The organism is Hymenobacter sp. B1770, from assembly GCF_049896385.1.
Classification (GTDB): domain Bacteria; phylum Bacteroidota; class Bacteroidia; order Cytophagales; family Hymenobacteraceae; genus Hymenobacter.
In genome coordinates, this window is sequence record NZ_JAFCUF010000006.1 from 129998 (window position 1) to 156168 (window position 26171).

Here is a 26171-nt window from a genome sequence, read left to right on the forward strand (position 1 = left end):
TAGGGCAAAGACCCAAGGGTGCAAAAAAAGCAGCAAAGGCTTTGGCGGGCAATGATACTATGTAATCGGCAGCTCTCTCTGGCATGCTGCTGTTGCTACTAATTCGAAAGCGGAAATAGAATGCAAAAGAAAAGCCGGTCCCTTATAAGGAGCCGGCTTTCTTGATTAGGACTGCTTGTTTTTTTTACAGCAGTCTTACTTCGACTGCTGACCTTTTAGCATGTCTTCCCCGCCGTAAGGGGCGCCAAAGGTGATATCGCCTTTAAGGCCTCCTTCTGTGCTCTGGCCCGGGCCGTGGTCAGGCTGGCGGGCCGTGGTGGTATTCTCCGCATCGCTACCAGATGCACCCATGGGCGCATTCGTAGCTGCGTCGGTAGCAACAGTATTGGTAGGCGTTTCGGAGGCAGAATCGGAGCCGCCGCTGATTTCTGCTACCCGGGCTACGTAGCGCTGCTTGGCTTCTTCTTCGGGCACGCCCTTAAACTGATTCCAGGAATCCCATTGGGCTTGCGACAGGCCAGCGGGGCCGTCGGCCTGGTCGGCGTCATTGGGGTCCACCTCGCCGTTTTTCATATTCACATCGCCTTCAGTAGCTTGCTTGAAAAGACCGTAGAGCTCAGTCATGTGAGCGGCGGCAGTATCGGGCGGTAGGTTGTTTACCCGCTCGGCGGCGGCTTGAAATTGTTCTTCGATGTTCATGGGGTGGGAAGGAAAGAAATTGAATGGGGTAGAAGAGGCCTTAGCAGGGTTGAGCTAAGCCTGAAACAGGCTGGTAAAGACTTTTTAAAATTCGTAAAGGCGGCGATTTTAAGCAGATTAGCCACTGTTTGTGCCCCTCTCAATACCTCGGGAGTAGCCTTTAGGTTGCGGGGTCGTACTTTTGCGAGCTACTATGTGCGGAATAACTGGAGTATTTGCCTTTTCGGAAACAGGTCGTCAGTCCCTGAACAACCTGCAAGCGTCTACCGACGCCATCATTCGCCGCGGCCCCGACTCGGAGGGCCACTTCGTGTACGACCAGTGCGGGCTGGGCTTTCGTCGGCTGGCCATTCTTGACCTCTCGGCCGATGGCAACCAGCCAATGACGGATGCGGCCGGGCGCTATACCATCGTATTCAACGGAGAGATTTTCAACTTCCGCGAGTTGCGCGAGAAGCTGATAAAGCGCGGCTGTAAGTTTCACTCCCAAACCGATACGGAGGTTATTCTTCAGCTTTACATCACCGAAGGGCGGGGGTTCATCAAAAAGCTGAATGGCTTTTTCGGCCTGGCTATCTACGACAAGGAGGAGAATTCCCTTTTCATTGCCCGCGACCGTTTCGGCGTTAAGCCGTTGCTCATCTACCGCGACGAAGACCGGCTGTTTTTTGCGTCGGAGATGAAGTCGATGATGGCCCTGGGCGTGCCACGCAAGCTCGATTTCGTGGCCCTGAGCCAGTACCTGCAGCTAAACTATATCCCTGGCCCAGCTAGCATTTTCAAGGGCGTAAAGAAACTGCTGCCCGGCCACTACCTCTTCATCAAGGATGATAAGGTGGTGCGCAAGGCATGGTATAAAATTCCTTACGACCCCAAAAAGGTTGCTAAAAACAAGCTCAGCTACGAAGAGCAGCAGAAAAAGCTGGTAGAGCTCATGGACGGTGCCGTGCAGCGCCGCCTCGTAGCCGACGTGCCGCTGGGCGCTTTCCTAAGCGGCGGCATTGACTCCAGTGTTATCACGGCCCTCGCCGCCCGGCACACGCCCCACCTCAACACATTCAGCATCGGCTTTAAAGACGAGCCGTTCTTCGACGAAACCAAGTATGCCAATCTGGTGGCGGCCCGCCATAAGACCAACCACACAGTTTTCTCGCTGACCAACAACGACCTCTACGAGCACATCCACGACATGCTCTCGTATTTGGATGAGCCCTTCGCCGACTCCTCGGCCCTGGCGGTGTACATCCTCAGCCAGCGCACCCGCCAAAAAGTAACCGTTGCCCTAAGCGGCGATGGTGCCGACGAAATGTTTGGCGGCTACAATAAGCACATGGGCGAGTTCAAGGTCCGCCAGGGCGGCTTCAAAGCCGAAGCCGTGACGGGACTTAGCTTTCTGTGGGACGTATTGCCCAAGTCGCGTAATTCCTTTATCGGAAACCGCGTGCGGCAGCTCCAGCGCTTTTCGCGCGGCATGCAAGCCGGCGTGAAAGACCGGTACTGGGATTGGGCCTCCTTCGCCTCGGCTGCCGATGCCCGCAACCTGCTCAGTGCCGCCAGCCGCCGCAAAGTGGGCAAGAAAGCTGCCGTAAAGCGCCGCAAAGACATCCTGGAGCACCTTCACGCCGATGGCGACCTCAATGAGGTGCTTCTCACCGACATGAAGCTCGTGCTGCCCTACGACATGCTCACCAAAGTGGACATGATGAGCATGGCCAACTCGCTGGAAGTACGCACCCCTTTCCTTGACTACAAGGTGGTAGACTTTGCCTTCTCGCTGCCCGTGAGCAGCAAAGTCAATGCGCATATGAAAAAGCGCATCGTGCAAGATGCTTTCCGCTCCGAGTTGCCTGTCGAGCTCTACGACCGGCCCAAACACGGCTTCGAAGTGCCTCTGCTGAAGTGGATGCGCGGCGAGCTTCGCTCCCTGATTGAAGACGACCTGCTGAGCGATGACTTCATCGAGAGCCAGGGCATCTTCGACGTAGGAGCTATTCGGGAACTGAAAACTCAGCTATTCTCGCGCAGCCCCGGCGATGTGCACGCCCGCATTTGGGGCCTCATCGTATTTCAAACCTGGTGGAAGCAGTATATGACCTAGGAGGTGCTATGTGCTATGCTTTTACCTTTCTCTTTAACTTTTTTAAAAATAAGTGAAGCTTTCTATAGTAATACCCGCATATAACGAAGGGCCGACCATTCACGAAATATTGAATCTAATTTCCGAAGTACAATTGATTGGTGGTATGGAAAAGGAAATTATAATCGTTAATGACTGTTCGAAAGATAATACTGAAGAAGCTGTTCACCGGTATATGCACGAACATCCTGAAATGCCTATCTCCTACCATGTCCATGCTGTCAATATGGGCAAGGGTGCAGCACTGCATACCGGAATACGGATGGCAACGGGTGATTATGTTGTTATTCAGGACGCGGATTTGGAATATGACCCAGAAGAATACAATGTCTTGCTACGGCCTGTGTTAAAGGGATTCGCCGATGTTGTTTTTGGTTCGCGTTTCATGGGCGGGAGACCCCACCGTATTCTGTTTTTCTGGCATAGTATCGGCAACAAAATACTGACGCAGTTTTCTAATTCCTTTAACAATTTAAACCTAACAGACATGGAGACATGTTATAAGCTATTTCGTCGAGATATTATCCAGGGGTTAAGTCTTGAAGAAAAGCGATTTGGGTTTGAACCCGAAGTAACAGCTAAGGTAGCTAGAGTCCCAGATGTGCGTATTTATGAAGTTGGTATTAGCTACTATGGTCGTACATACGCCGAAGGTAAGAAAATTGGCTGGCGTGATGGAGTTCGCGCAATCTATTGTATAGTGAAATACGGCCTGTTCAAGTAAATTATAAATTTATAATAAATATTTTGAACTATGAAAAAGACTAATACCAATACTGAGATTGTTCTAAAAGAGAACAGGTTAGATATTGAAATATTTATTTTCTATTTTGCAATTCTAACAATCATTTTACTGCGTTCCAGCCTAATTGGTCACGGGTTGACATCATTTGTTGATGAATATCGCTATTTTTTTACTTTAGAAGCAGTAAAAAACTTCGCTGAAGGAAACCTAAAGGAAGGCATTGTTTCACTTTACTCTACCCAAGGACGACCCGGAGATGCATTTATCCGGCTTCTCCCAGCCATCATTCAGGCGGGCTTATTTAAAATATTTAATATAAATACTAATACTCCAGCATCCTTGGTAACTGCTGCTTGGATGAACTGGGTGATACTGATAATCAATACTGTATTATTCTATAGTATAGCAAAATCATTCTTCAATGATAAGTGGAGTAGAGTTGCAGTAGTTATGTACGCATCTTTGGTAAACAGCAATATCTACATACGACATATCCTACCATATGACATAAGTATTTGTTTCTTCTTAATTGCTCTACTGCTTATAGTTAAGGGTTATAAAAACGAATTCCCTGAGAAAAAAATACCAGTGTTTACAGTCGGGCTTATTTCAGGCCTTTGTTTTGTCACTTATCCAGGCTATTTTATGGCCCCCCTGATATTGGGAATAATGATGATTGAGTTCCCATTCGGTATAAATGCATTTAGAAAGTTGATATTGCGTGTTTCAGTATACATTGCGGGTTTTACAAGTATTATACTAATCTTCGAACTGATTGCAAGGCTAGGGGGGGTGAGCTATATTAATAGCAGTCAGACATTATCCGCGACCATTACCCAAGGTGACTTCTCAGAAGGGTATTCTTTTGCCGTTCTCTATTTAATTAAAGTTGAAAGGGTACTGGGTAGCATCCTTTTAATCCTGTTGCTTTTGTCATTTGTGTCGCTGCTTCGAATAATTATTAAGTTTCCAGCACACATAGATAAATTTCAAGCTCAGCGAATTCTTTTAACCATTGCCCTCATATTAAGCTGGGGCTGCTACGCCTCGTTAGTGTTCTATGGTCATAAGTTGGTGTTCTATGGTAGAACCCTGCATTTATTTATGCCGTTATTGATTTTGGTAGGCATGTACGGTATTGCCAGCGTCAATAGGGCCGGAGCAAGATACCTCTTAGTTGCCGCCAGTCTTGCCTCATTTCTGATTTTCTTTGTTGATTACTCCAAAGTGGTTTATGTTAAAGATGCAGCGTTTGCGAAGAAAATTTTCTCGCCTCTTCCCTTGCTACGAATGCGCTCCAACACTGCTTGCGGTAATGAAGAGTTCAAATTCGAGCCTTTTCAAAGTAAATACAAGAATGAAACTGGCAATTCACAATCTAAAGAAAAAAACGCTTTACTGCTTGTGAACTTCGGCTATCTGTACCCAATTCGTTGCTACAGGCCTTTGGGTGACATGCGCAACCGAGGGATATTACTCGTGCAGGGCGATTATATGGCAAAGTTTCCTGCTTATCAATTTGAGGGTTACAATAAAACCGAGCGTGATCTTCTAACAACCAAGAATTTTCAATTCCAGATTTACAGTATAAAAGGGCCTAATAAATAAACCACCCGTATGTATTTAATGTGATGATTATTTGTGCTTGCAGCGTCAATTGGTGATTAAGTAAGCTGAGGTTCTTACGGAGTTTCAAATGCATTTAGCGTAAGATTGCAACGCGCCTGATTTGATTTCACAAACCATTCTTCTATAAATAATGAAAATAGCAATTGTTGGCACTGGCTACGTCGGACTAGTAACCGGAACGTGTTTTGCCGAGGTAGGCATTGATGTAACATGCGTTGATATCGACCAAAAAAAGATTGACAATCTCCACCAGGGTATTCTCCCCATCTACGAGCCCGGCTTGGAAGAAATGGTAAGCCGCAACGTTGAAAAAGGGCGTCTGAAGTTTTCCACCAGCTTGTCTGAGGCCATTCAGGATTGCGACGTGGCATTTATTGCCGTGGGCACCCCTCCCGGCGAAGACGGCTCGGCTGACCTGAAATACGTGCTCGCTGTTGCCCGTGGCATTGGCGAGAGCATGAATAGCTACGGTGTCATCGTTACGAAAAGCACCGTGCCGGTGGGCACAGCTGCCAAGGTGCGCACCGAAATTGAAAAGGCCCTCGAAAAGCGCGGCGTCGACATTGAGTTTGACGTAGCCTCAAACCCCGAATTCCTGAAAGAAGGAGCAGCCATCGATGACTTCCTCAAGCCCGACCGTATTGTGGTGGGGGTAGCCTCTGAGCGCGCCGAAGATGCGATGAGCAAGCTGTACAAGCCGTTCCTGCTCAACGGTCACCCCATCATCTTCATGGACATTCCGTCGGCCGAGATGACGAAGTACGCCGCCAATTCGATGTTGGCTACGAAAATTAGCTTCATGAACGATGTGGCCAACTTATGCGAAATCATGGGTGCCGACGTGAACATGGTGCGCCGCGGCATCGGCTCCGACGCCCGCATTGGCACCAAGTTTATTTATCCCGGCATAGGCTACGGTGGCTCCTGCTTCCCGAAAGACGTGAAAGCCCTAATTAAAACTGCTCAGGAAAACGGCTACGACATGCAGGTGCTGCGGGCCGTAGAGGAAGTGAATGAGCAGCAGAAATCCGTGCTTTTCGACAAGGTAAGCCGGCACTTCAGTGGTGAATTGCGGGGCTTAAAAATGGCCATTTGGGGTCTGTCCTTCAAGCCCAAAACCGATGACATGCGCGAGGCTCCCTCGTTGGTCATAATTGAGAAGTTACTGGCTGCTGGTTGCATCGTTACCGCCTACGACCCCGTTGCAATGCCCGAAGCCCGTCACACCCTCGGCGACTCCATTACCTATGCTAAAGACGAGTTTGCGGCCCTCATCGATGCCGACGCTTTGCTGGTTGTGACTGAATGGCCGGACTTCCGTTCGCCTAACTTCGAGGTAGTAGGACGTTTGATGAAGCAAAAGGTTGTTTTTGATGGTCGCAACATCTACGAAGCCCACGAATTACAGGCCCTTGGTTTTGCCTATCACTGCATTGGGGTAAGAACCGAGCACAAAGAGCCCGTACAAGCTTAGTTTTGAAATGTCATCCTGAGCGCAACGAAGGCCCTTATCACGGTTGCCTCCAGGATTCCATAATACATAGCGCGGCGCGGACGTGATGAGGTCCTTCGCCGCCCCTAGGGTGACAAAAAATATGTCTGAAGAAAAAAAACGCGTCCTTGTTACCGGCGGAGCTGGTTTTCTTGGCTCCCACCTATGCGACCGGTTCTTGGCTGAAGGCTACCACGTTGTGGCCATGGACAATCTGATTACGGGCTCGCTCCAGAATATTGAGCACCTGTTTGGCAGACCCGACTTCGAGTTCCACCAGTCCGATGTCAGCAAGTTTGTATTCGTGCCCGGCAAGCTCGACTACATCCTGCATTTTGCCTCGCCGGCCTCGCCGATTGACTATCTCAAAATCCCGATTCAAACCCTGAAAGTGGGTTCGTTGGGTACCCACAATCTGTTGGGCCTGGCCCGTGTGAAAAGCGCTCGCATGCTGATTGCCAGCACCTCGGAAGTTTACGGCGACCCCGAAATTCACCCGCAGGTAGAAGAGTATTTCGGTAACGTGAATCCCGTAGGTCCTCGCGGCTGCTACGACGAAGCCAAGCGCTTCCAGGAAGCCATTACCATGGCCTACCACAACCACCACGGCCTGGAAACGCGCATCATACGCATTTTCAACACCTACGGCCCCCGCATGCGCCTCGACGACGGCCGCGTGCTGCCAGCATTCCTTTCTCAAGCCCTACGCGGCGAGAACCTCACCGTATTTGGCGATGGCTCTCAGACCCGCTCGTTCTGCTACGTCGATGACTTGGTAGAAGGTATCTATCGTTTGCTCCTCAGTGACTACCACTTGCCAGTCAACATTGGAAACCCCTCGGAAATTACCATCAAGGAGTTCGGAGAGGAAATTGCCCGCCTGACCGGCGTGGAGTTTAAGCCCACTTATCAGGCTTTACCTGAAAACGACCCTATGAAGCGCCGACCCGATATAACCAAAGCTAAAGAAATCCTGGGCTGGGAGCCCAAAGTAGACCGGGCTGAAGGTTTGCGTCGCACACTGGAGTATTTCAAGGAACACGTTAAGTAAAGTAATGCCAGACCCCTATCTGATTAAGTTTCCTAAATTAGGTGCTCCTGAAATCGGCTACATATCGGTGACCGAGCAACACAGGCTAGTGCCCTTCACCATCGAGCGAATATTTTGGACATATTACACACCCGAAAGTATTGTTCGTGGTCGGCATGCACACCACAATACCGAGCAGGTGCTAATTGCAACTGCTGGCCGTATTACTGTAACAACCGAATTGGCAAACGGCAGCATTCAGACTTTTAAGCTGGAGGACCCTAATGTCGGCCTGTACGTACCACCGCATGCTTGGCATACCATGCAGTATTCTCATTCGGCTGTCCAATTAGTGTTGGCTTCTCAGCCTTATGACGAAGCTGACTATATCCGGGAATACGAAGCATTCCGTCAGAAATGGAATCAACAAGTTTGAAAACGCTGATTGAGGCACGTGCTACCGAATTAGCCTATTATTCCCCATATTATTTTCTGCGTCAGCTTTCCGCTGCCACCCAACAAGAGTTATACGGCACGGGCGCGGCTATGCGTTGGAGTCAAGTATCTGGGGCTCAAATCCATAGTAATATCGGCGGGCCCAAAAGCATTCATTGGCTTTTGCAGCATTTGCAGTGGGACTCAACATATTTTGAAACCCCTGTTTTTCGTTTGTTTACTGGGCTATTCGATGACACTGCTTCCGACGCCGACTTAGCAAAGGCTGCTGCAGCACTAGGGCCGCAGCTAGCAGCGCAGAATGGAGCTTTCTATGCATATAGCGTAGTACCCGCCGAAGATGTGAAGCTTCTACAGGGCCTCACCGCTGGTGGCTGGCGATTGGTTGAAACGCGCCTCACATATTACCGAGACAAGTTGGCAGCGTTCGACTACGAACGTTTTCCTGTACGGGCTGCGAAAGCAGCGGAAGGAGTTCTGGTTGGCCAAATTGCGGCCTCCGCTCGCAATCCTTATGACCGATTCCATGCCGATGCTTGGTTTGGAGAAGTGTGCGCCGATGCATACTTGGCGCGCTATGGTGAAAACACTGTAACTACCAAGCTTGCCTCCACTGTGCTTGTGCCCGATAGCGTCGAACTGCCTATTGACTCTTTTTTAGCTATTAGCGACCTTGTCAGTGACTCTTCTGCTTTGGGTAAGCAGCTTTCACGAGTACTTCTAACAGCTGTTGGTGCTCAGAATCGGGGTTGGCATGTGAAGCTTATGGCAGAGACGCTGCACCGCGCCAAAGACTTGGGCCACGAAGCTGTGCTGATGACCACGCAAGCAACCAATCACGCAGTGTTCAGGAGTTGTGAAAAACTAGGTTTTCATCTGGGTTCTACCTCCCATGTGTTGGCCTACCATGCTAGTTGATTTACTAACGTTGCGTGAAAGCTCTACTTTGCAAATAGGGGCAATCATAGATTTATCAGTAGCAAACTCACTTACGTAACAACCTGCCAAAAACCTTTTGCATATTAAAAGCTGCAAATAAAACTTCCTCTCATGCCCAAACTCTCCGTAATTATTCCTTGCTATTTCAATGAGGAAAATATTCCGGTGACGACTCAGGAGTTGGTGGCGAATGAAGTTAATTTCCCCTCCGAAGTCACCTTCGAATACGTATTTGTCAATGACGGTTCAGGCGACGACACGCTCGGTGCCCTGCGCCATGCGCAGGGCCACTACCCTGGCCGCATCCGAATCGTGGACTTGGCCGGTAACGTCGGGTCGTACAATGCCATCGTTGCGGGCATCGCACATGCTACCGGCGACTGTTTGGCTGTCATCACTGCCGACCTGCAAGACCCGCCTGAGCTGATGGTGCAGATGTACGCGCATTGGAAAAAAGGCTTTAAGCTGGTCATTGGCAGCCGCCAGAACCGGGAAGAAACCGGCCTCTCCGTGACGCTGGCAAAAGCATTTCATTGGCTGATGAAAAACCTGGCCCTCGGTAACATTCCCGATGGAGGCTTCGATTTTGTGTTCTTTGACCGTCAGGTAGCCATCGAAGTCACTAAGATGCACGAGCGCAATTCCAACGTCTTCTACCTTATGGTGTGGCTGGGCTTTGCGTATGTCAGCATTCCATACACCAGGCGCAAGCGCAAAATAGGAAAGTCGCGCTGGACGCTCAATAAGAAGATTAAGCTTCTGGTCGATTCTCTGCTGGCATTTTCCTTCTTGCCAATTCGGGCTATTTCAGTCCTGGGACTGGGGCTCGGAGCCATTGCGTTGCTATATGGCGTCTACGTCATCGCGCTCAAAATAGCCAGTCCCAACGAACCCGCTGGCTGGACTTCCCTAATGGTGGTCATGCTATTCGTTTCCGCTTTCCAAATGATAGCGCTTGGGGTAATTGGCGAGTACGTTTGGCGGGGACTGGATGCGGCACGCCAACGGCCTTTGTACGTGGTAAACCAGACCTATGAGGACGCAACTCCCGAACAGGAAATAGCTGCTGGCTCATGATAGGCCAGCAGTAATTTACCTTAAGATGATACTGCAGCCCCCATTACCTAAAAGCCCGTTTTCCATAGAGACGACGGACTTTCCCTCTTTTCAGGGTATACGTAATGGTACATTGGTGTACTTAAATTGAGCTAGTTCATCCACAGTCGCCCGAATATTTAGAACCGGTGGGTCGCAAACGCATTGAAGTAGTGCGCCTTCCCGCAGAAGGTGAGCACGTGCACCAGCGAGATGCCTTCGGCACGGTTCTCAACCACGCGCATGGCTTATTTGCGGCCCTTCATTGGCCAGTCGCCGCGGTGGTTCGCTGTGCAATTGTCGGCAACGATGCAGACAGCGTAATCGATAAGCGGTGCCGAGCGCGTGGCTTCGGCCAGGGTGTGGGCAGCTACTTCCATATGAGAGGGGTTCGGCCGGTAAGATACTTAGTGGAACTTAACATGGTTCCCAGCGTAGTTTTGTGGGATGATAGCCAAATACCGTAAACGCTTGGCCGAAGTTTCGGGGCTGCCCGCCACGCTTACTCCTCCTCCCCAGACCAAGTTTTATTACCCGGCCCTGACCGGTGTTCGGGCCTTGGCGGCCTATGCCGTGTTCTTTCACCACTTCAACCCATTTAAGGACGCCACTTCGGAATTGGGCATTAGCCTGTACGAACTAACCCACCAGCTACACATCGGCGTTGCCGTCTTCTTTGTGCTCAGTGGTTTTCTGATTACCAGTCGCTACAGCGCCGGACTGAAGTTGTCCTGGAACTGGGCAAAGCGCTATATTCAAAACCGGTTTGCCCGCATTTACCCGTTGTATTTTGTGCTCACGGTGCTCACTTTTCTGGCCGCAACGCGGAATCCGAGCTATGATATCAGTGGGCTGTGGGGACGTGCAGCTAATTACCCCGGAGAGAAAGCCCTAATGGTCGGCCTGAACCTAACTTTCTTGCGAGGTTTTTTCGAGTATTTCAAGTTCTCTGGAATTATGCAGGGCTGGACCTTGACGGTCGAAGAGTGCTTCTACCTGTCTGCTCCTCTGCTCCTCTACGGCCTGCATCGAAGTCGCAAGTTCTTGGCCTTTTACCCGTTGCTGCTGCTGGGCATCGGCTTTGGGCTGGTCCTGATTTGCCAATCGTTGCCCGTTGCTGCTCTCTCCCGCTTCGGATTATTTGGCTCCCCATCGTTCATGCTGCTCCAAACATTCTTTGGACGGTCTACAGAATTCATCGCAGGCATGGGCTTGGCGCTACTGTTGCAGCGAAGGACCCGGGTTCGACACGGCTTTTTGATACTAACCGTGGTGGGCACTGCCTGCATTGGCGCATGTATGCTGCTGCTCACGCAGGTTTCGTTGCCTGGAGCCAACATCACCGGATTCGTGGCCTATCAGTTTGCGCTCGTTAACAACCTGCTGCTTCCGATAGGCATCGTCCTGCTGCTATGGGGCCTGATTGCCGAGCCGTCATGGCTGCGGGCGGGTCTTTCCACCCGGTGGGCCGACCTGTTGGGCAAAAGCTCCTATGCATTTTACCTAATTCACATGGGCTTTCTGAGCGTGTTTCTGCAAACCCATGTTACGGAGAACCTGGGGTTGTTATTTGCCATCATGGTATTGGTTTCCATTGCCCTGTATAAGTTTATCGAACACCCCTTGCAAGTGCGATTAGCAGCCCACAAATAGCAGAAACCCGATTAGGTGGCTGAGGCTTTTGGATAAGAGTTTGGGGTTTCCTTAGCTTGCCAGGCAGCTAGTGACCATTGCCACGGTTGTTGTGCTACGGCAGTCTTATTATATGAGTGTCGCTTTTTGGCTACCAAGGCCTTGGGTTGGATGAAGTAAAAAGCCCCATCCGTTGGTACGGACAGGGCATTACTTATGTGAAGAAGCAAAGGCGGTGCTATTTGCAATCCACCTCTTTATAACGCGACAAATCCGGTTATACGGCGTATTGGGCCAAGTAATCCCTATTGTTTGTTAAGGAAGTAGAAAGTTGACATTGTGACTGCGCCGGTGACCTCCGTAGTGGTATTGTATTCAAATGTATAGCCAGCATCGGTTGGACTAGAGCCCGGTACTGTATACGAAGCTTTGTGGACCAACCTGGTGGGGGGAGGGCAGGAAGCTTGGCCGGTCCATTTGGCAAATTCGCTTCCATTTTTCGGATCAGTAATCCTGACAACAATCATGTCTACTGTGCAATCCAAGCCCGTAACTGCGGGTCCCTGAGGCCATGTTGACCCTACTTCAATATTGAGTGGATTAGGCTGCGCAGCCGTTAGAGTAGCAGGAGCGACTGAATCAGCCTCCTTGGCACAGCCCATTAAAAGGAAAGCCGCAGCCAATACAGTGCCGCTGATGTGGAAAAGTAGAGGTTTCATAATATTTTTAGGTTTAATGTGTGATTGGTTTGTGTTTTTGATTGATAATCAAAGTTAGCTTAAATTTTCTTTTTTGCAACATGTCAATAAATTTTTGAACAAAAAATTTAATCGGTAACACTGTGATGTGGTGCGGCCTCGTTTTGGAGCATGGGAGAGGCCTAATGCCAATGCATTAAACTGTCAACAGGTCAGCAGTGCGGTTCTCGTGAAAATCGGGCCCGGATTAGCCCGGCAGTTCGACGTATGCGCATGAAAAAGCCCCTGCCTCAAGGCAGGGGCTTTTTCATGTTTTCTGGTTTTTCCTCAGCTAGGCCAGTAGCTGGTGCTCGTATTCTGAGGTGGTATAGCTATAGCCGAACGAGACAGAAGGACTTATCCTTCTGTCTCGTTCGGCTATAGCTATACCACTCACTGCGAAAAGTGCGCGGCTTACTTTCTCGCCGCACTCGAAAGGGCTATGAATGTCCACATACTCTCATAATATGTTAAGATAACCCATCATTTGGGAAATAGTCCGTTTACTAGCCAAAACTCATGAGATACTGGCCACTTAAAATGTAGACGCCGACTCTTGAGTTCTGGCTATCTTTGCATAATCAATAGGCGTGTCCAATAACAATACGGTTAAAAACGTGAGCATTACGCAAGGTGCTGCTTGTGATTACTTCTAATTCGCTATCTGTGCAAACATCCGAAGTTCTACGCAGTCCGTCTCCCATCGCCCCCGATGCGTCGCCCGATGACAACTGGACCGAAGTCATCCAGCCCCGCACCCGGCTCCTTGACCTGGGACTGCGCGACGTGTGGCGCTACCGCGACCTGGTGATGCTTTTCGTACGGCGGGATTTCGTATCTACGTACAAGCAGACGATTTTGGGTCCTATCTGGTTTTTCATCCAGCCACTACTCACCACTATCACCTACATGATAGTGTTCGGCGGCATCGCCAACCTTTCCACCGATGGCCTGCCGCAGCTGCCCTTCTACTTGGCCGGCGTCACCATCTGGAACTACTTCGCCCAAACCCTGACCAGCACCTCCACGGTGTTCACGGCCAATGCGGCAATTTTTGGCAAGGTGTATTTCCCGCGCCTCACCATGCCCCTGTCCATCGTGGTGTCCAACCTGATTCGCTTCGGCATCCAGTTCGTGCTGTTTCTGGCCGTGTGGATGTACTACCTGACCACTCAGGATAGCCTGCACCCTAACCTGTATATCCTGCTCACACCCGTGCTACTGGCCCTAATGGGCTTGCTTTCGTTGGGTCTGGGCATGCTCTTCAGCGCCCTCACCACTAAGTACCGCGACTTGGCCATGCTGCTCACCTTCGGGGTGCAGCTGCTCATGTACGCCACGCCGGTTATCTACCCGCTGTCGAAGCTGCCGCTGAAGTACAAGCCGCTCATCATGGCCAACCCGCTGAGCTCCATCGTCGAAACCTTTCGATACGGCTTTCTTGGTTCGGGCACGTTTAGCTGGGGGGCACTGGGCTACAGCGCAGCCGTTACCCTGGCCATTCTAGTGGTGGGCACGGTGGTGTTCAACAAGGTGCAAAAGAGTTTTACGGACACTGTTTAGCGGCTGCTTGCCAAGCGAGCGGCTGGCCTGATTGGGCCGCCGGTACCATTAGTTGAGGGAGAGTATGAGCAACGTTGCTATTAAAGTGGAAGACCTGGGCAAACTGTATCGCTTGGGCGAAATCGGGACCGGCACGCTGAGCCACGACCTTAACCGCGCCTGGGCCCGCCTGCGTGGCAAGGAAGACCCGTTTGCAAAAATCGGCGAGACCAACGACCGCACCGCCAAGGGCGGCAGCGACTTTGTATGGTCGTTGAAGGACGTAAACTTTGAAGTACAGCAGGGCGAGGTGCTGGGCATCATCGGTCGCAACGGGGCCGGCAAATCCACGCTGCTCAAAATCCTATCGAAGGTAACAGCGCCCACTATGGGCCGCATAAAGGTACGCGGCCGCATTGCCTCGCTGCTCGAAGTAGGCACGGGCTTCCACCCGGAGCTGACCGGCCGTGAGAACATCTTCCTCAACGGAGCCATCCTAGGCATGAACAAGGCCGAAATCCGTAGCAAATTTGACGAAATCGTGGATTTCTCCGGTGTGGAACGCTACATCGACACGCCGGTGAAGCGCTACAGCAGCGGCATGTATGTGCGGCTTGCCTTCGCCGTGGCGGCCTTCCTGGAGCCCGAAATTCTGATTGTGGACGAAGTGCTGGCCGTGGGCGACGCTGAGTTTCAAAAGAAATGCCTGGGGCGTATGAAAAACGTGAGCGTGAACGATGGGCGCACCGTCCTGTTTGTGAGCCACAACATGGCTGCCGTGAAGCAGCTCTGCAACCGGGCCCTGGTGATGCAACAGGGCAAAAATATTTTTGAAGGCACCCAGTTGGAGGCCGTCAGTTTCTACCAGCAGTCGGGCGATACGAATTCGTACTTCGAGCACCTCGGCCCCGTCGAAACCGCCCCAGGCAACGACAACATCCGCCTGCTCAAATTCGAAGTTACTGCCCTGCAAGGGGAGCTGCTAACGGTTTCGTCCGGTATTCGATTTGAAGTAACCTTCTTCAACGCCAAACCCGGCATCAACCTGGACGTGACCTTCGAATTGCGCAACACCGACGAAGTCGTGGTGTTTCACCACGGGGCCCTGATTAGCCAGCACGATGATTCCCGCCGCGGGGTGTATACCGTGGCGGGAACGCTACCAGCACACACACTGAATGCCGGCAACTACGAGTTTAAGCTAATATTCGGAGAGAATCAGCGGTATGCTCTGCTTGTAGCGGATGACGTAGTAGGTTTTGAGGTATTGAATGAGAGCTTAGGAAGTAATTCCAATATTCTGCCTGGTGTTATAAGACCAGATTTGAAATACAAAATTAGTTTTTTATAATATTAATAAGGCAATCTGCTATTAACACCTGACAGGAAATGTCTTATTGGGACCCTCGTTAATACTAGGTGTGTCAGTAGTTATTTTATTATTTTTTTCTGAAAAAATAGTGGTATGAGAGAAAATCCTTTAGTTTCGATAGTAGCCATCAACTACAATAACTTTAAGTATGTGCTCAATACGCTAGAAAGCATTGCGAATCAGACTTACAGTAATATTGAATTTATTATTGTAGATGATTTTTCAACCGATGGGAGCTTAAGCTTAATCAAGCAATGGATTGCCGATAGTAATATTGTGGTTAAACTTGTGTGTCATGAAAGGAATTTGGGCGTATGTGCTGCTTGTAATAGTGGCTTGTATAATTCGAAAGGAAAATACGTTAGTTTGATAGCAACGGACGACGTAATGATGTTCGATAAAATTGAGGTACAGGTTGAAGCTTTAGAGTTGTCTGAAAATTCAGTGTGTGCAGTGTATTCTGATATGGAAGTTATTGATGAGAATGGCTCTGTCATTTATGAATCTTATAACGCTCTTATAGGACTCAATAGCGAAATTATTAGTGAGTTTTATTCCAAAGATATTCCAGGACAAATTGCTTTCTTGATAAATAAGAATATTTTTCCTGCGCCAGCAATGTTTTTTAAAAAGGAGGCTTTACTTAGTATCAACGGATGGGATGAGAACTTATACTTTGATGATTTAGACTTAAACATGCGCCTTGTACATTCAGGTTATCAATATTTGAATTCAGAGAGCAAGCTTGTTAAATATAGATTGCTACAGACATCAATGGCGCGAAAACCCAATCCACGGTATTGGGCCAGTTACCTTATTCTAATTTCTAAATATAGGGGGATGTCGAAAGAGGTTGATTTAGCTATTAACTCTAAGATTAATGAACTTTCACCATTAATATACCAATTGAATGGCAAAGATTCCTTGCATTGGTTAAAAGAAAATTTCCGAATTCGCTTAAATGCAAAAAGCTTTATTTATATGGCGTGCTCATTTATGGGTGTAAGGGCTGAATGGTTGAAAAAGCTAAAAAATGCATTGATTATGTATAAGGCTTCAGGTCATGCAATTATTAAAAAGTAAAAATTAAATTTTCTCATAGGGGTTTTAATTGGTGAAAAAAAATGAGAAAATATTTAATTAAAATCAAGCAAGTTTTAAAAAACTTGTTGTTTATGCTTGTGAAATGGTGTTTGAATTTTATTGAAAATAACAGGGCAGCTTATTATAAATTTCTGTATCCACGCCAAATTGATTTTGGACAGGGAGTAATGATGGCGTCAGGAACAAGTATTTTAATGGTATATGAAAATAAAATATCTTCACTCAAAATAGGAAGTGCAACTAATTTCCGAAGGTTTTGCACGCTAACTCTAGATGGCAAATGCGAATTAAATATCGGAAATAACAACTTTTTTAATAATGGGTGTTCCATCAACTGCTTAGGATACGTGAAAATTGGGAATTATAATTTGTTCGGGGAAGGAGTGAAGATCTATGACCATAATCACCTTTTTAGAGATAAAAATGTGTTGGTACAAAATCAGGGATTTAGTATTGGGAAGGTTGAAATTGGCAATAACTGTTGGGTAGGAAGCAATACTGTTATATTAAATAATGTTATAATTGGCGATAATGTTATAATTGGCGCGAATAATTTAATTTATAAATCTATTCCTTCAAATTCTATAGTTAAGTCTAATACGCATGGCGTAGTTGATTATTATATTTAAATTATTGGGATTACACTTTCATTGAGTCAAGTTCCATGGCTACCCTATTATTTGTAGGACACGAAGCCTCCCGCACCGGAGCCCCCTTTACCCAATTGCACCTCATCAATTGGATAAAAGCCAATACCACTCACGACATAGTAGTAGTTATGCTGTGGGGTGGAGAGCTTGAGGCCGAGTTTGCCAAAGTAGCAAGGGTACATGTGCTGGACAAAGGCAAGGTGCCTAAAACTATTAGCGAACGGGCTTTGGCGAAACTCAATAGGATAACACAATATGAGCGCAAGCAGATTTTTAAGAAAATAGCCGCGAGCAACCCGGTTGCTATTTTTGGGAATAGCGCCATGTCTTTGCCATTGTCGGTAGAGTTAAAGGTCTTATTAAAGGTTCCATTGGTATTTAATGTGCACGAGCTTGAGAACACTTTTTTCTTTTTTTCAAAGGATAATTTTGCTCGCGACTCTGCACACATTGACTATTTGATTCCCGGTTCCTTTGCGGTCAAGGAATACATGGAATCTTTCTGTTTAACGCCCAAAGAGCGAATTGGAGTGGTTTACGACTTCATTGAAAGTGAACCGCAGGGCAATACCACTGCCGAAGAAATTCGTCGATTGCACCAGATTCCGGCCACGGCCCGGGTGGTTGGCGCCATTGGTTCGCTGGTATGGCGGAAAGGCGCCGATATATTCGTGCAAGTGGCACGAACCATTCTCGAAACAGCGCCCGACACCTATTTTATTTGGGTGGGGGGCAGCCCCGACAGCTATCAATACAAGGAGATGGCGCGCGATGTCCGGCTGATGGGACTGAGCCACAGGGTCCTGTTTGTGGGAGGCAAGAGCGACTTACGGGGCTATTACGAAGCATTCGATGTGTTTCTGCTCACTTCCCGGGAAGACCCTTTCCCGCTGGTATGCCTGGAGGCGGGGCTGGCCGGCACCCCAACGGTATGCTTCGCGGATGCGGGCGGAATGCCAGAATTTGTGCGCGACGACGCCGGAGCAGTCGTCCCGTATTTAGACGTGGCGCAAATGGCCGCCGAAACCCAGCGACTTCTTCAGAGCCCTGCCTTGATTCGGCAACAGGGCCTGATTGCACAGCAACGGGTCAAGGAGCACCACACCATCAAAACAATTGGCCCGGCGATGTTCGCCATTATTGAGCAGATGATTGCCCAGTCCCGCACGTGAAGTAACGGGGCGCAGCAGCAACGGACTTGCTGAGTAGCCGCCGGACGGCAGAACGTCCGGGTTTGATAAGCTTTCCAGCATGAATAGAAGAATCGTATTTATATCGCATCAGGCTGGCCGCACCGGTGCCCCTATCGTGCTGTTGCACCTGCTGCGTTGGCTGAAACAACACACCTCCTTCGAGCTCACGATAGTGCTGGGTGAAGGGGGGGAGTTAGAAGGCGAGTTTCGGCAGATAGCCGAAACGCACGTATGGCAGCTGCCCGCTCCGCATAGCGTTTGGCAGGGCCGCTGGCAACGGATGGCCGGGCGGCAAGCTGCCCATGAGCGCCGGGTACTGAACCGCTTAAAGCAAGTAGCTCCTGGTATTATTTATGCTAACACAATAGTGGCAGCTCCGCTTGGAATTAAGTTAAAGCAGCAGTTGCAATGCCCGTTGGTTTGCCATGTGCATGAGCTAGGCGTGGTTATTAATGAATTTATTGGCAAAGATGCATTTACTAAGCTGAGCACTGGCATTGATTGCTTTATTGCGGTGGCCGGAGCTGTGGCGGCAAATTTGCACCAGCAACACCAGATACCGTTAGCTAAAATCAGCAACGTATATGAGTTCGTGCCTGTGCTCGACGCCCAAGCCTTCTTGCCCGCACGCCGCCGCGTTCGGCAAGAGTTGGGAATCCCCGATAATGCATTAGTCGTGGCCGGGGCTGGTACAATTGATTGGCGCAAAGCCCCGGATTTATTTATTCAGGTGGCCCAGCACGTGGGTGAACGACAAGGAATTCCTACTGTATTCATTTGGCCGGGTGGCAACCTTAGCTCCGTGGACGGGTGGCGGGTGCAGCACGACGTGAGGCACGCCGGCGTGGAAGGTCGTGTACATTTTTTGGGGGCCAAACCCAACCCCTACGATTACCTGAGCGCCGCCGATGTATTCCTGCTGACCTCCCGTGAAGACCCGTACCCGTTGGTATGCCTGGAAGCGGCTTCCTTGGGAAAACCAGTTATTTGTTTCGCCGACTCGGGTGGAATGCCGGAATTCGTGGAGCAGGACTGCGGCTTTGTGGTTCCGTACCTCAGAACCGACCTGATGGCCGCTGCTGTGTTAAAGTTGCGGGACTCAGCGATTCTACGACATACACTTGGTGAGAACGCTGCTCGAAAAATGCGTGCCCGCCACACTATTGATTTGGCTGGCCACCAAATAAACGAGCTACTTACTAAGGTAGCGCAACGGTGAATCGTTAGCCTCCCTATATCTGTAAGGAAATGTTTAATATCTATTTATGATTTCTCTTATTATTTGCACTCGAGATGCAGTTGCTTTAGCTGCCGTAAGCCAGAATGTTGCAGCTACAATTGGCATACAGTATGAAGTTATTGCTATTGATAATAAGAACGGTCAGTACAGTATTTGCGAAGCGTACAACTTAGGTGCCAGTAAGGCGAAGTTCGGATTTCTTTGCTTTATGCACGAGGATATCCGGTTTCATACTCAGGGCTGGGGAGCAATAGTTGCCGACTTGCTGGCCGACCATACCATAGGGGTGTTGGGAATTACGGGTGGCATGTGGCAGGTGGCTGCGCCTGCCGCGTGGTGGGGTTGTGGTTTATCCTTATGCCGCGAAAACGTGCTAAATGTCTTCGAGGACGGCCATACCGAAATGGAATTGCATAATCCTGAAGGCGCTACTCTGACCGATGTGGCTGTGGTGGATGGTATGTGGATGTGTTCTCGCAAGTCAGTGTGGCAAGAGCATCCTTTTGATGACCGTACGTTCACAGACTTTCATTTTTACGACGTGGATTATTGTACCGAAATTTTTTCCCATAACCTGCGTGTATGTGTCACATTTTGTGTATTGCTGGAACACCATTCACGGGGGTCGGTGAACGAAATGTGGGTGCATAATGCTCTGAAATATCAGCAAAAACGACGTGGGCAATTGCCATTTGGAACAGTTGAATTAGCTGCTGCTGAAGCACATCATTTGGAGCTGAAAGCATTACAGGAGTTTGCAGGTCGCCTTATTCAGGGTCAATTTCCCCGCTGGTTAGCAGCTGGATATCTTGGACGTTGCTTTATGCTTGGGCCATTTAATCGCGACAATCTGTGGCTGGCTAAACAGTGGCTGCGCAAAGGTTAAATCATCCAAATAGTTAAGTGAATAAAATGCGTATTGCCTTCGTCTCTTTAATGTACGATGCTCCATGGGGTGGGAGCGAGGTGCTCTGGTCACAAACGGCAGCCAGGGCTTTGGCGGCAGGCCACAACGTATTTATTTCTACGCATGAGTGGCATGAGAAACCTGTTCCCCTGCAGGAACTGGAAGCAGCTGGTGCGTCATTTTATTTCCGGCCGCGGTACCAGCCAACGCTGCGATTTCGAACTGCTAACCTGTTTCGCCGATTGCCCCGCGGAGGTGTATTGCCTGAAATTGTCGCGCTTAGGAGCTTCGCACCCAATGTTGTAGTAGTGAGCCAGGGAGGGTGGAATGATTTGCTATTTCATCAACAGTTGGCAGATTGGCTACATAGTATCCCTTTTCTGCTTATTTGTCACAATTATCACGACCCGGTCCGCCAAGATGATAAACAGCGCGAACGCATGATTGCGCTATTTAGTAGGGCTAAGGAGGTATTAATGATTTCTAACCAACAACTCCGGGTTCTATGTCGGCAATTGGCGGCGCCTTTAACTAACGCACGGGTTGTACAAAACCCTCTTAACCTCCCGGCAGCATACCCTTTGCCGTATCCAGAATTATTAGCTGATACTGTGCCCCAGCTATCAGTAGTAGGCAGCTTTGATGTTGACCGAAAGGGACAGGATGTGCTGCTTGAAACGTTGGCAACGCCTACATGGCAAGGCCGCCATTGGCACTTGAACCTATATGGCAGAGGGCCCGATCAAGCATATTTAGAACGATTAATTTCTATGTATGGCTTACAGAGGCGCGTGTCCTTGCACGGGCATGTGAGCGACAGCTCCGTCATCTGGCGCAACACTCATTTATTGATTTTACCGTCCCGAATCGAGTCGGGACCAATGGTAGTACAGGAAGCGCTACTGTGCGGCCGGCCGGTGCTTACGGCTAATGTGGGGCTAGTGCAGGACTGGGTTCAAGAGGGGGAGACGGGCTTTATCGCGGATACAGCATCGGTAATAGCGCTTGGTCAGGCCTTAGACCGCGCCTGGGCTCGTCGGGCTGACTGGGCCTCGATGGGACAAGAGGGTGCCGCGCGGGCGACAGCTTTGTTGATTCCAGACCCTGCCGGAGATTTTTTACAGCATGTGCAGGCCTCAGTTTAAGATGCTATGTATGTAGGGGAAAGGGCAACTATTTGACTAGCTTTGCTGCTTAAATCGAGCAAGTCGATTCATCTTGGGAAGCTAAAAGTGGGATAAAACATTATTTTTGTGTGATTTACCTCTGGTGCATATTTGCACTCCTATCTGTTAGTCTTATTCCTGATTTACTTGGTTTATGTTGCATCGCCCCTCGTCTGCTACTTCAATTACTACGTGTGTCATCGGTGGGGCCGGATTTATTGGCCAGGCAGTTGTGTCTGAGCTAGTAGCGCTCGGGCGCAAAGTAATTGTAGTTGGTCGAAGAGATTCCTTTACTGGTCTGCCAGAAAGGGTACGGTACTTAGGGAACTCTGTAGGGGATAATTTGGAAGTAATAAGAGAGGCTATGCTGGCTTCTGATGAAGTCATTGATTTGGCATATGCGACAAGTCCAGGAACTAGCTTTCAGGACCCCGTGAATGATATTCTGGTAAACGTTCCCGAAACGGTTCGGCTGTTTGATTTGGCTTCCACCATGCCACACCTGCGCCGGTTTGTCTGGATTTCATCGGGTGGAACAGTTTACGGTCGCACTACGGAAGAAGTAATAAGCGAAACACACCCCACGCTACCACTTTCACCATACGGCATTACGAAGCTAGCTTTAGAAAAGTATGCCCATATGTATTTTGAAACCCGTCAGCTACCTATCGTATGCGTGCGGCCTGCCAATGCATACGGAGAAGGCCAGCGACCTTATGCATCGCAGGGCTTCATTGCAACAGCCATTGCTTCTATCTTAGACCAGCGCGAACTGGCTTTATACGGCGAGAATGGCACGATTCGCGACTACCTGCACGTATCCGATATGGCCGCTGGCATAGTAGCCGCTTTGACAAGCGGGGAGGCTGGCGAAGTCTATAACTTGGGTAGCAGCCATGGCCTAACCAATCGGCAAGTGCTGGATATACTTGCCCCTTGGGCCGAAGCACAGGGATGCTCGGTAGATGTGCGAGTATTACCAGAGCGTCCATTCGACGTGCCAGCGAATGTTCTTAATTGCGATAAGTTACGAAGCATTAGTGGGTGGTATCCTCGGTTAACTATCACTGACGGACTAGCTCAAACTTGGGCATGGTACGCCGCTCGTCCCTTAGCGGAAGCTTATTCCCATATTGTTGCCTAATGCAGATTGACTCCCGGCCCCGTATTGGGTTCCTAACCAGTACCAACCCCATGGACCGACGTTCCTGGTCGGGAGTACACTACTCTATATTCCAAGCAGTTGAGCGTAACCTCGGTCCCGTCACGGCGTTGGGGCCAATGCCCATGGCATGGCCTTTGCGGATTGGTGATAATATCAATCGCCGGCTTATCATGCCTCTTACCGGCAAACGATATCAATATTCATGGAGCGTGCCAATATCTTGGCTATACGGGTGGCGATTTGCGCGCCGTTTACGTTCGCAGCAGTTTGACCTGCTGCTAGCTCCGGCATCGTTCACCGAAATTGCCTATATCGAAACTGATACTCCCATTGTTTACTGTGAGGACTCAACACTGCTTCAACTCATAGACTTTTACCCAGGATTGACGGGTTTGCTCGATGCCTCCAAGCGAGAACTGAACCACATCGAAAAAAGGGCTTTGGATAAGGCAGCCCTGGTGTGCTACTCTTCAGAGTGGGCCGCACAGTCTGCCATTGAAGACTACGGTGCTGACCCAGCCAAAGTGGTAGTAATTCCATTTGGAGCTAATTATCCTTCGCCGCCTGTATTTGCCGAAATAGAAAATAAACCCCGTACAGGCATATGCAGGCTGTTCTTGCTTGGCGGCGAATGGGGACGTAAAGGAGGCGACATTGCCTACGAGGCCATGTTGGCACTTAATAAGATGGGGTTGCCTACCACGCTCACCGTGGTAGGTTGCGCCCCGCCAGCCGAAGTCGCGGCTCAGTACCGGCACCCCGGGTTCATCACCATTCCGTATCTAAATATGGGCAATCCCACGGATTTGGCTCAATTGGATGAGTTATTTCGTACGGCTGACTTTTTCATTTTGCCCTCTCGTGCCGAATGCGCGGCTATTGCCTTCGCCGATGCTAATTCTTTTGGTCTGCCGGTCGTAACGACGGACGTTGGCGGTATCGCTAGTTTCGTGGAGCAAGGGAAAACAGGTCTCATGCTGCCGTTGAGTGCCACAGGAACTGATTTTGCCACCGCCATCCTTCGTTTATACAAGGACGAGGTCGCTTATCACCAAATGCGGATTGCCGCACGACGGCACTACGAAACCGTATTGAACTGGGACCAATGGGCATTGCGCCTGAAACAAGAATTAGAAGTTCGTAGCCTGTGGCCCTCTACTGTTCATGGTGCTCGCTAACGGTTCAGGCTACCGGTTTGGTAGGCTGCTGCCGTATCTTTGTCCTTTGACTTCTTGACTGCTCATGCAAATTCCATTCCTTTCATTTACCCCCCAGCATCAGCCCATCCGCGAAGAAGTGCTGACTGCCATGGCCCATGTCTACGACAATCAGTGGTACGTGCTGGGGCAAGCCGTTACTGATTTTGAAGGCGCCTATGCTGCCTATAACCAAACCTCCCATTGTGTAGGGGTAGCCAATGGGCTGGACGCGTTGCATTTGGCCTTGCTGGCCTTGCAGGTAGGACCCGGCGACGAAGTAATAGTGCCTTCTAATACGTACATCGCTACGTGGCTGGCAATATCCTACGTAGGCGCAACGCCCGTACCCGTGGAGCCCAACCCGAACACGTTCAATTTGGACCCCACCTTAATTGAGGCTGCTATCACGCCGCGCACCCGGGCTATCATGCCCGTTCACCTCTACGGCCAGGCCTGTGAGATGACGGCCATTATGGACATTGCAAACCGGCACAAGCTGTTGGTGATTGAAGACAACGCCCAAGCACAAGGCGCCACTGCCGATGGCGGCGTAACGGGCAGTTTCGGTCAAGCCAATGGCACCAGCTTTTACCCGGGCAAAAATCTGGGCGCGCTTGGCGACGCCGGCGCCATCACCACCAACGATGCCGAAGTAGACCGCCGCCTACGCTCCCTGCGCAACTATGGCTCGCAGAAGAAATACTTCAACGAAGTAATAGGCTACAACTCGCGTCTCGACGAGATGCAGGCTGCCGTTCTGTCGGTGAAGCTCTCTCATCTGGGCGACTGGACCAAGCAACGGCAGCAGGTTGCGGTGCTGTATGACCAGCATTTAGCTGGCCTTGGCGACTTGATACTTCCGGTTATTGCCGAAGGCAGCACGCACGTCTACCATTTGTACGTGGTGCGCACGGCTCATCGCGAAGCCCTCCAGCAACATTTGGCCGCCGAAGGCATTGGCACCCTCATTCACTACCCCGTGCCTCCGCATCGGCAGGAAGCGTTTGCCCATCTCAACTTGCCAGCCGGGCAGTTCCCAATTGCCGAAGAACTGGCCGCCACTTGCCTGAGCTTGCCCATGTGGCCAGGCATGCAGGAGCACCACGTAAAGAGCGTGGCCGATGCGATACGCCGGTTCTCGGGTTTTTCCTCATAAAGCTAACGTCAGCATCTATAATTATTGGCTATGACCAACACGTCAACTATTCTTGCCGAGCTTCGTTTAGATGGCATTTTGTGCCTTACCATCAATCGGATAGCGCAACTCAATGCGCTTAGCATTGCGACGATGAACGAGTTGGAAATGCTACTGAAACAGGCGCAGGAAGAGGAGCAAGTCAGAGCCATTCTTCTCACCGGTGCTGGCGAAAAGGCATTTGTGGCGGGAGCCGACATTGGCGAATTCACCCAACTTGATGCCAGCGAAAGCCGAAGCTTTGCCCAGCGCGGGCAGCGCATTCTTCGTCAGTTGGAAGCGATGTCGGTACCGGTGCTGGCTGCTATCAATGGTTTTGCATTGGGTGGCGGGTGCGAGTTGGCATTGGCTTGCCACTTGCGGGTAGCCAGTGAAAAAGCATCACTTGGGCTCCCGGAGGTGAAACTAGGCATCATTCCCGGATATGGGGGAACCCAACGGCTAACCCAGCTAGTAGGCAGGGGCAAAGCGTTGGAGTTGATGCTAACCGGCAATCCCGTGCCTGCGGCCGAAGCCCTGCGCATTGGTTTGGTAAACCATGTTGTTTCGGCAGACCAGTTGCTGCCTTTTAGCTTAGGGATTCTCCAGCAGATAGTTGCCCGAGCTCCAATCGCTCTCGCCAAGGTCATTGAAGCCGTAGCAGCTGCACAGGATGGCAATGCAGAAGGCTATAATGTAGAAGCAAGAGGCTTCGAATCATGTTGTCATTCCGCTGATTTTCGAGAGGGAGTAGCTGCTTTTCTTGAAAAACGTCCGGCTGCTTTTGATGGCCGCTAAAGTTGTTGCGCCTTTAGTAAAAAGAACCCATTCAATAAGTCCAACCGAATGTTTCCGCCAGATGAAGCGC

Annotated in this window: 23 protein-coding genes; 21 read left to right on the plus strand and 2 right to left on the minus strand. The window is 49.9% G+C overall.

What is annotated here, in order from left to right; genetic code table 11:
- Positions 1-195 precede the first annotated feature (195 nt).
- Positions 196-699, minus strand: coding sequence for an acyl-CoA-binding protein (locus tag ACP7AJ_RS13475; RefSeq protein ID WP_426060731.1), 504 nt, complete (start codon positions 697-699; stop codon positions 196-198).
- Positions 700-892: 193 nt separating this feature from the next.
- On the opposite strand from ACP7AJ_RS13475, the gene asnB reads away from it, so the two are divergent.
- The 8 genes from asnB (at position 893) to ACP7AJ_RS13515 (ending at position 10204) form a co-directional block, all read left to right on the plus strand.
- On the plus strand, positions 893-2797 hold the full coding sequence (asnB, locus tag ACP7AJ_RS13480) for an asparagine synthase (glutamine-hydrolyzing) (protein WP_426060732.1): 1905 nt from the start codon (positions 893-895) through the stop codon (positions 2795-2797).
- Positions 2798-2849: 52 nt separating this feature from the next.
- A complete protein-coding gene (locus tag ACP7AJ_RS13485; RefSeq protein WP_426060733.1) occupies positions 2850-3560 on the plus strand; it encodes a glycosyltransferase family 2 protein in 711 nt (236 codons plus the stop codon).
- Positions 3561-3590: 30 nt separating this feature from the next.
- Positions 3591-5189: a hypothetical protein gene (locus ACP7AJ_RS13490; RefSeq protein WP_426060734.1), complete on the plus strand. Its 1599-nt coding sequence runs from the start codon at positions 3591-3593 to the stop codon at positions 5187-5189.
- Between the two features lie 151 nt (positions 5190-5340).
- The gene (locus ACP7AJ_RS13495) at positions 5341-6684 is read left to right on the plus strand and encodes a UDP-glucose dehydrogenase family protein (protein WP_426060735.1); all 1344 of its coding nucleotides are present in this window, start codon (positions 5341-5343) and stop codon (positions 6682-6684) included.
- Positions 6685-6805: 121 nt separating this feature from the next.
- A complete protein-coding gene (locus ACP7AJ_RS13500) occupies positions 6806-7753 on the plus strand; it encodes a UDP-glucuronic acid decarboxylase family protein (protein WP_426060736.1) in 948 nt (315 codons plus the stop codon).
- Between the two features lie 4 nt (positions 7754-7757).
- Positions 7758-8168 carry a sugar 3,4-ketoisomerase gene (locus tag ACP7AJ_RS13505; RefSeq protein ID WP_426060737.1) on the plus strand — a complete coding sequence of 137 codons (411 nt, stop codon included), beginning with the start codon at positions 7758-7760 and terminating at the stop codon, positions 8166-8168.
- Positions 8165-9106 (plus strand): hypothetical protein, encoded by a 942-nt coding sequence (locus ACP7AJ_RS13510; RefSeq protein ID WP_426060738.1) that lies wholly within the window; start codon positions 8165-8167, stop codon positions 9104-9106. The genes ACP7AJ_RS13505 and ACP7AJ_RS13510 overlap by 4 nt, the downstream gene beginning before the upstream one ends.
- Positions 9107-9238: 132 nt before the next feature.
- On the plus strand, positions 9239-10204 hold the full coding sequence (locus ACP7AJ_RS13515; protein ID WP_426060739.1) for a glycosyltransferase family 2 protein: 966 nt from the start codon (positions 9239-9241) through the stop codon (positions 10202-10204).
- A gap of 266 nt (positions 10205-10470) precedes the next feature.
- Here the strand turns inward: ACP7AJ_RS13515 and ACP7AJ_RS13520 are convergent, their stop codons facing one another.
- On the minus strand, positions 10471-10602 hold the full coding sequence (locus ACP7AJ_RS13520; protein ID WP_426060740.1) for a hypothetical protein: 132 nt from the start codon (positions 10600-10602) through the stop codon (positions 10471-10473).
- 91 nt (positions 10603-10693) lie between these two features.
- Here ACP7AJ_RS13520 and ACP7AJ_RS13525 point away from each other — a divergent pair, with 91 nt between their 5' ends.
- The 13 genes from ACP7AJ_RS13525 to ACP7AJ_RS13585 all read left to right on the plus strand — a co-directional run bounded on the left by ACP7AJ_RS13525 (position 10694) and on the right by ACP7AJ_RS13585 (position 26101).
- Positions 10694-11875 (plus strand): acyltransferase family protein, encoded by a 1182-nt coding sequence (locus ACP7AJ_RS13525; protein WP_426060741.1) that lies wholly within the window; start codon positions 10694-10696, stop codon positions 11873-11875.
- Positions 11876-13257: 1382 nt separating this feature from the next.
- Positions 13258-14154, plus strand: coding sequence for an ABC transporter permease (locus ACP7AJ_RS13530; protein WP_426060742.1), 897 nt, complete (start codon positions 13258-13260; stop codon positions 14152-14154).
- 64 nt (positions 14155-14218) lie between these two features.
- Positions 14219-15484, plus strand: coding sequence for a polysaccharide ABC transporter ATP-binding protein (locus ACP7AJ_RS13535; RefSeq protein WP_426060743.1), 1266 nt, complete (start codon positions 14219-14221; stop codon positions 15482-15484).
- Between the two features lie 114 nt (positions 15485-15598).
- Positions 15599-16588, plus strand: a complete 990-nt coding sequence (locus ACP7AJ_RS13540; protein WP_426060744.1) for a glycosyltransferase family 2 protein — start codon at positions 15599-15601, stop codon at positions 16586-16588.
- 41 nt (positions 16589-16629) lie between these two features.
- Complete coding sequence (locus ACP7AJ_RS13545; protein WP_426060745.1) at positions 16630-17238, plus strand: acyltransferase; 609 nt, start codon at positions 16630-16632, stop codon at positions 17236-17238.
- Between the two features lie 35 nt (positions 17239-17273).
- Positions 17274-18431: a glycosyltransferase family 4 protein gene (locus tag ACP7AJ_RS13550; RefSeq protein WP_426060746.1), complete on the plus strand. Its 1158-nt coding sequence runs from the start codon at positions 17274-17276 to the stop codon at positions 18429-18431.
- 136 nt (positions 18432-18567) lie between these two features.
- Positions 18568-19671 carry a glycosyltransferase family 4 protein gene (locus ACP7AJ_RS13555; protein ID WP_426060747.1) on the plus strand — a complete coding sequence of 368 codons (1104 nt, stop codon included), beginning with the start codon at positions 18568-18570 and terminating at the stop codon, positions 19669-19671.
- A gap of 46 nt (positions 19672-19717) precedes the next feature.
- Positions 19718-20578: a glycosyltransferase gene (locus ACP7AJ_RS13560; RefSeq protein ID WP_426060748.1), complete on the plus strand. Its 861-nt coding sequence runs from the start codon at positions 19718-19720 to the stop codon at positions 20576-20578.
- A 26-nt stretch (positions 20579-20604) separates the two neighbouring features.
- Complete coding sequence (locus ACP7AJ_RS13565) at positions 20605-21744, plus strand: glycosyltransferase family 4 protein (protein ID WP_426060936.1); 1140 nt, start codon at positions 20605-20607, stop codon at positions 21742-21744.
- A gap of 175 nt (positions 21745-21919) precedes the next feature.
- Positions 21920-22909 carry an NAD-dependent epimerase/dehydratase family protein gene (locus ACP7AJ_RS13570; protein ID WP_426060749.1) on the plus strand — a complete coding sequence of 330 codons (990 nt, stop codon included), beginning with the start codon at positions 21920-21922 and terminating at the stop codon, positions 22907-22909.
- A 143-nt stretch (positions 22910-23052) separates the two neighbouring features.
- Positions 23053-24108 carry a glycosyltransferase family 4 protein gene (locus ACP7AJ_RS13575; protein WP_426060750.1) on the plus strand — a complete coding sequence of 352 codons (1056 nt, stop codon included), beginning with the start codon at positions 23053-23055 and terminating at the stop codon, positions 24106-24108.
- Between the two features lie 64 nt (positions 24109-24172).
- Complete coding sequence (locus tag ACP7AJ_RS13580) at positions 24173-25285, plus strand: DegT/DnrJ/EryC1/StrS family aminotransferase (protein ID WP_426060751.1); 1113 nt, start codon at positions 24173-24175, stop codon at positions 25283-25285.
- 30 nt (positions 25286-25315) lie between these two features.
- The gene (locus ACP7AJ_RS13585) at positions 25316-26101 is read left to right on the plus strand and encodes an enoyl-CoA hydratase/isomerase family protein (protein ID WP_426060752.1); all 786 of its coding nucleotides are present in this window, start codon (positions 25316-25318) and stop codon (positions 26099-26101) included.
- Positions 26102-26171 lie beyond the last annotated feature (70 nt).

What these genes read in the sequence shown, in the direction of transcription:
- ACP7AJ_RS13475 (WP_426060731.1), bottom strand. Translation starts at nt 699, where the DNA reads ATGAACATCGAAGAACAATTTCAAGCCGCCGCCGAGCGGGTAAACAAC.
- asnB (WP_426060732.1), top strand. Translation starts at nt 893, where the DNA reads ATGTGCGGAATAACTGGAGTATTTGCCTTTTCGGAAACAGGTCGTCAG.
- ACP7AJ_RS13490 (WP_426060734.1), top strand. Translation starts at nt 3,591, where the DNA reads ATGAAAAAGACTAATACCAATACTGAGATTGTTCTAAAAGAGAACAGG.
- ACP7AJ_RS13495 (WP_426060735.1), top strand. Translation starts at nt 5,341, where the DNA reads ATGAAAATAGCAATTGTTGGCACTGGCTACGTCGGACTAGTAACCGGA.
- ACP7AJ_RS13500 (WP_426060736.1), top strand. Translation starts at nt 6,806, where the DNA reads ATGTCTGAAGAAAAAAAACGCGTCCTTGTTACCGGCGGAGCTGGTTTT.
- ACP7AJ_RS13505 (WP_426060737.1), top strand. Translation starts at nt 7,758, where the DNA reads ATGCCAGACCCCTATCTGATTAAGTTTCCTAAATTAGGTGCTCCTGAA.
- ACP7AJ_RS13515 (WP_426060739.1), top strand. Translation starts at nt 9,239, where the DNA reads ATGCCCAAACTCTCCGTAATTATTCCTTGCTATTTCAATGAGGAAAAT.
- ACP7AJ_RS13520 (WP_426060740.1), bottom strand. Translation starts at nt 10,602, where the DNA reads ATGGAAGTAGCTGCCCACACCCTGGCCGAAGCCACGCGCTCGGCACCG.
- ACP7AJ_RS13535 (WP_426060743.1), top strand. Translation starts at nt 14,219, where the DNA reads ATGAGCAACGTTGCTATTAAAGTGGAAGACCTGGGCAAACTGTATCGC.
- ACP7AJ_RS13540 (WP_426060744.1), top strand. Translation starts at nt 15,599, where the DNA reads ATGAGAGAAAATCCTTTAGTTTCGATAGTAGCCATCAACTACAATAAC.
- ACP7AJ_RS13545 (WP_426060745.1), top strand. Translation starts at nt 16,630, where the DNA reads ATGAGAAAATATTTAATTAAAATCAAGCAAGTTTTAAAAAACTTGTTG.
- ACP7AJ_RS13550 (WP_426060746.1), top strand. Translation starts at nt 17,274, where the DNA reads ATGGCTACCCTATTATTTGTAGGACACGAAGCCTCCCGCACCGGAGCC.
- ACP7AJ_RS13560 (WP_426060748.1), top strand. Translation starts at nt 19,718, where the DNA reads ATGATTTCTCTTATTATTTGCACTCGAGATGCAGTTGCTTTAGCTGCC.
- ACP7AJ_RS13565 (WP_426060936.1), top strand. Translation starts at nt 20,605, where the DNA reads ATGCGTATTGCCTTCGTCTCTTTAATGTACGATGCTCCATGGGGTGGG.
- ACP7AJ_RS13570 (WP_426060749.1), top strand. Translation starts at nt 21,920, where the DNA reads ATGTTGCATCGCCCCTCGTCTGCTACTTCAATTACTACGTGTGTCATC.
- ACP7AJ_RS13575 (WP_426060750.1), top strand. Translation starts at nt 23,053, where the DNA reads ATGGCATGGCCTTTGCGGATTGGTGATAATATCAATCGCCGGCTTATC.
- ACP7AJ_RS13580 (WP_426060751.1), top strand. Translation starts at nt 24,173, where the DNA reads ATGCAAATTCCATTCCTTTCATTTACCCCCCAGCATCAGCCCATCCGC.
- ACP7AJ_RS13585 (WP_426060752.1), top strand. Translation starts at nt 25,316, where the DNA reads ATGACCAACACGTCAACTATTCTTGCCGAGCTTCGTTTAGATGGCATT.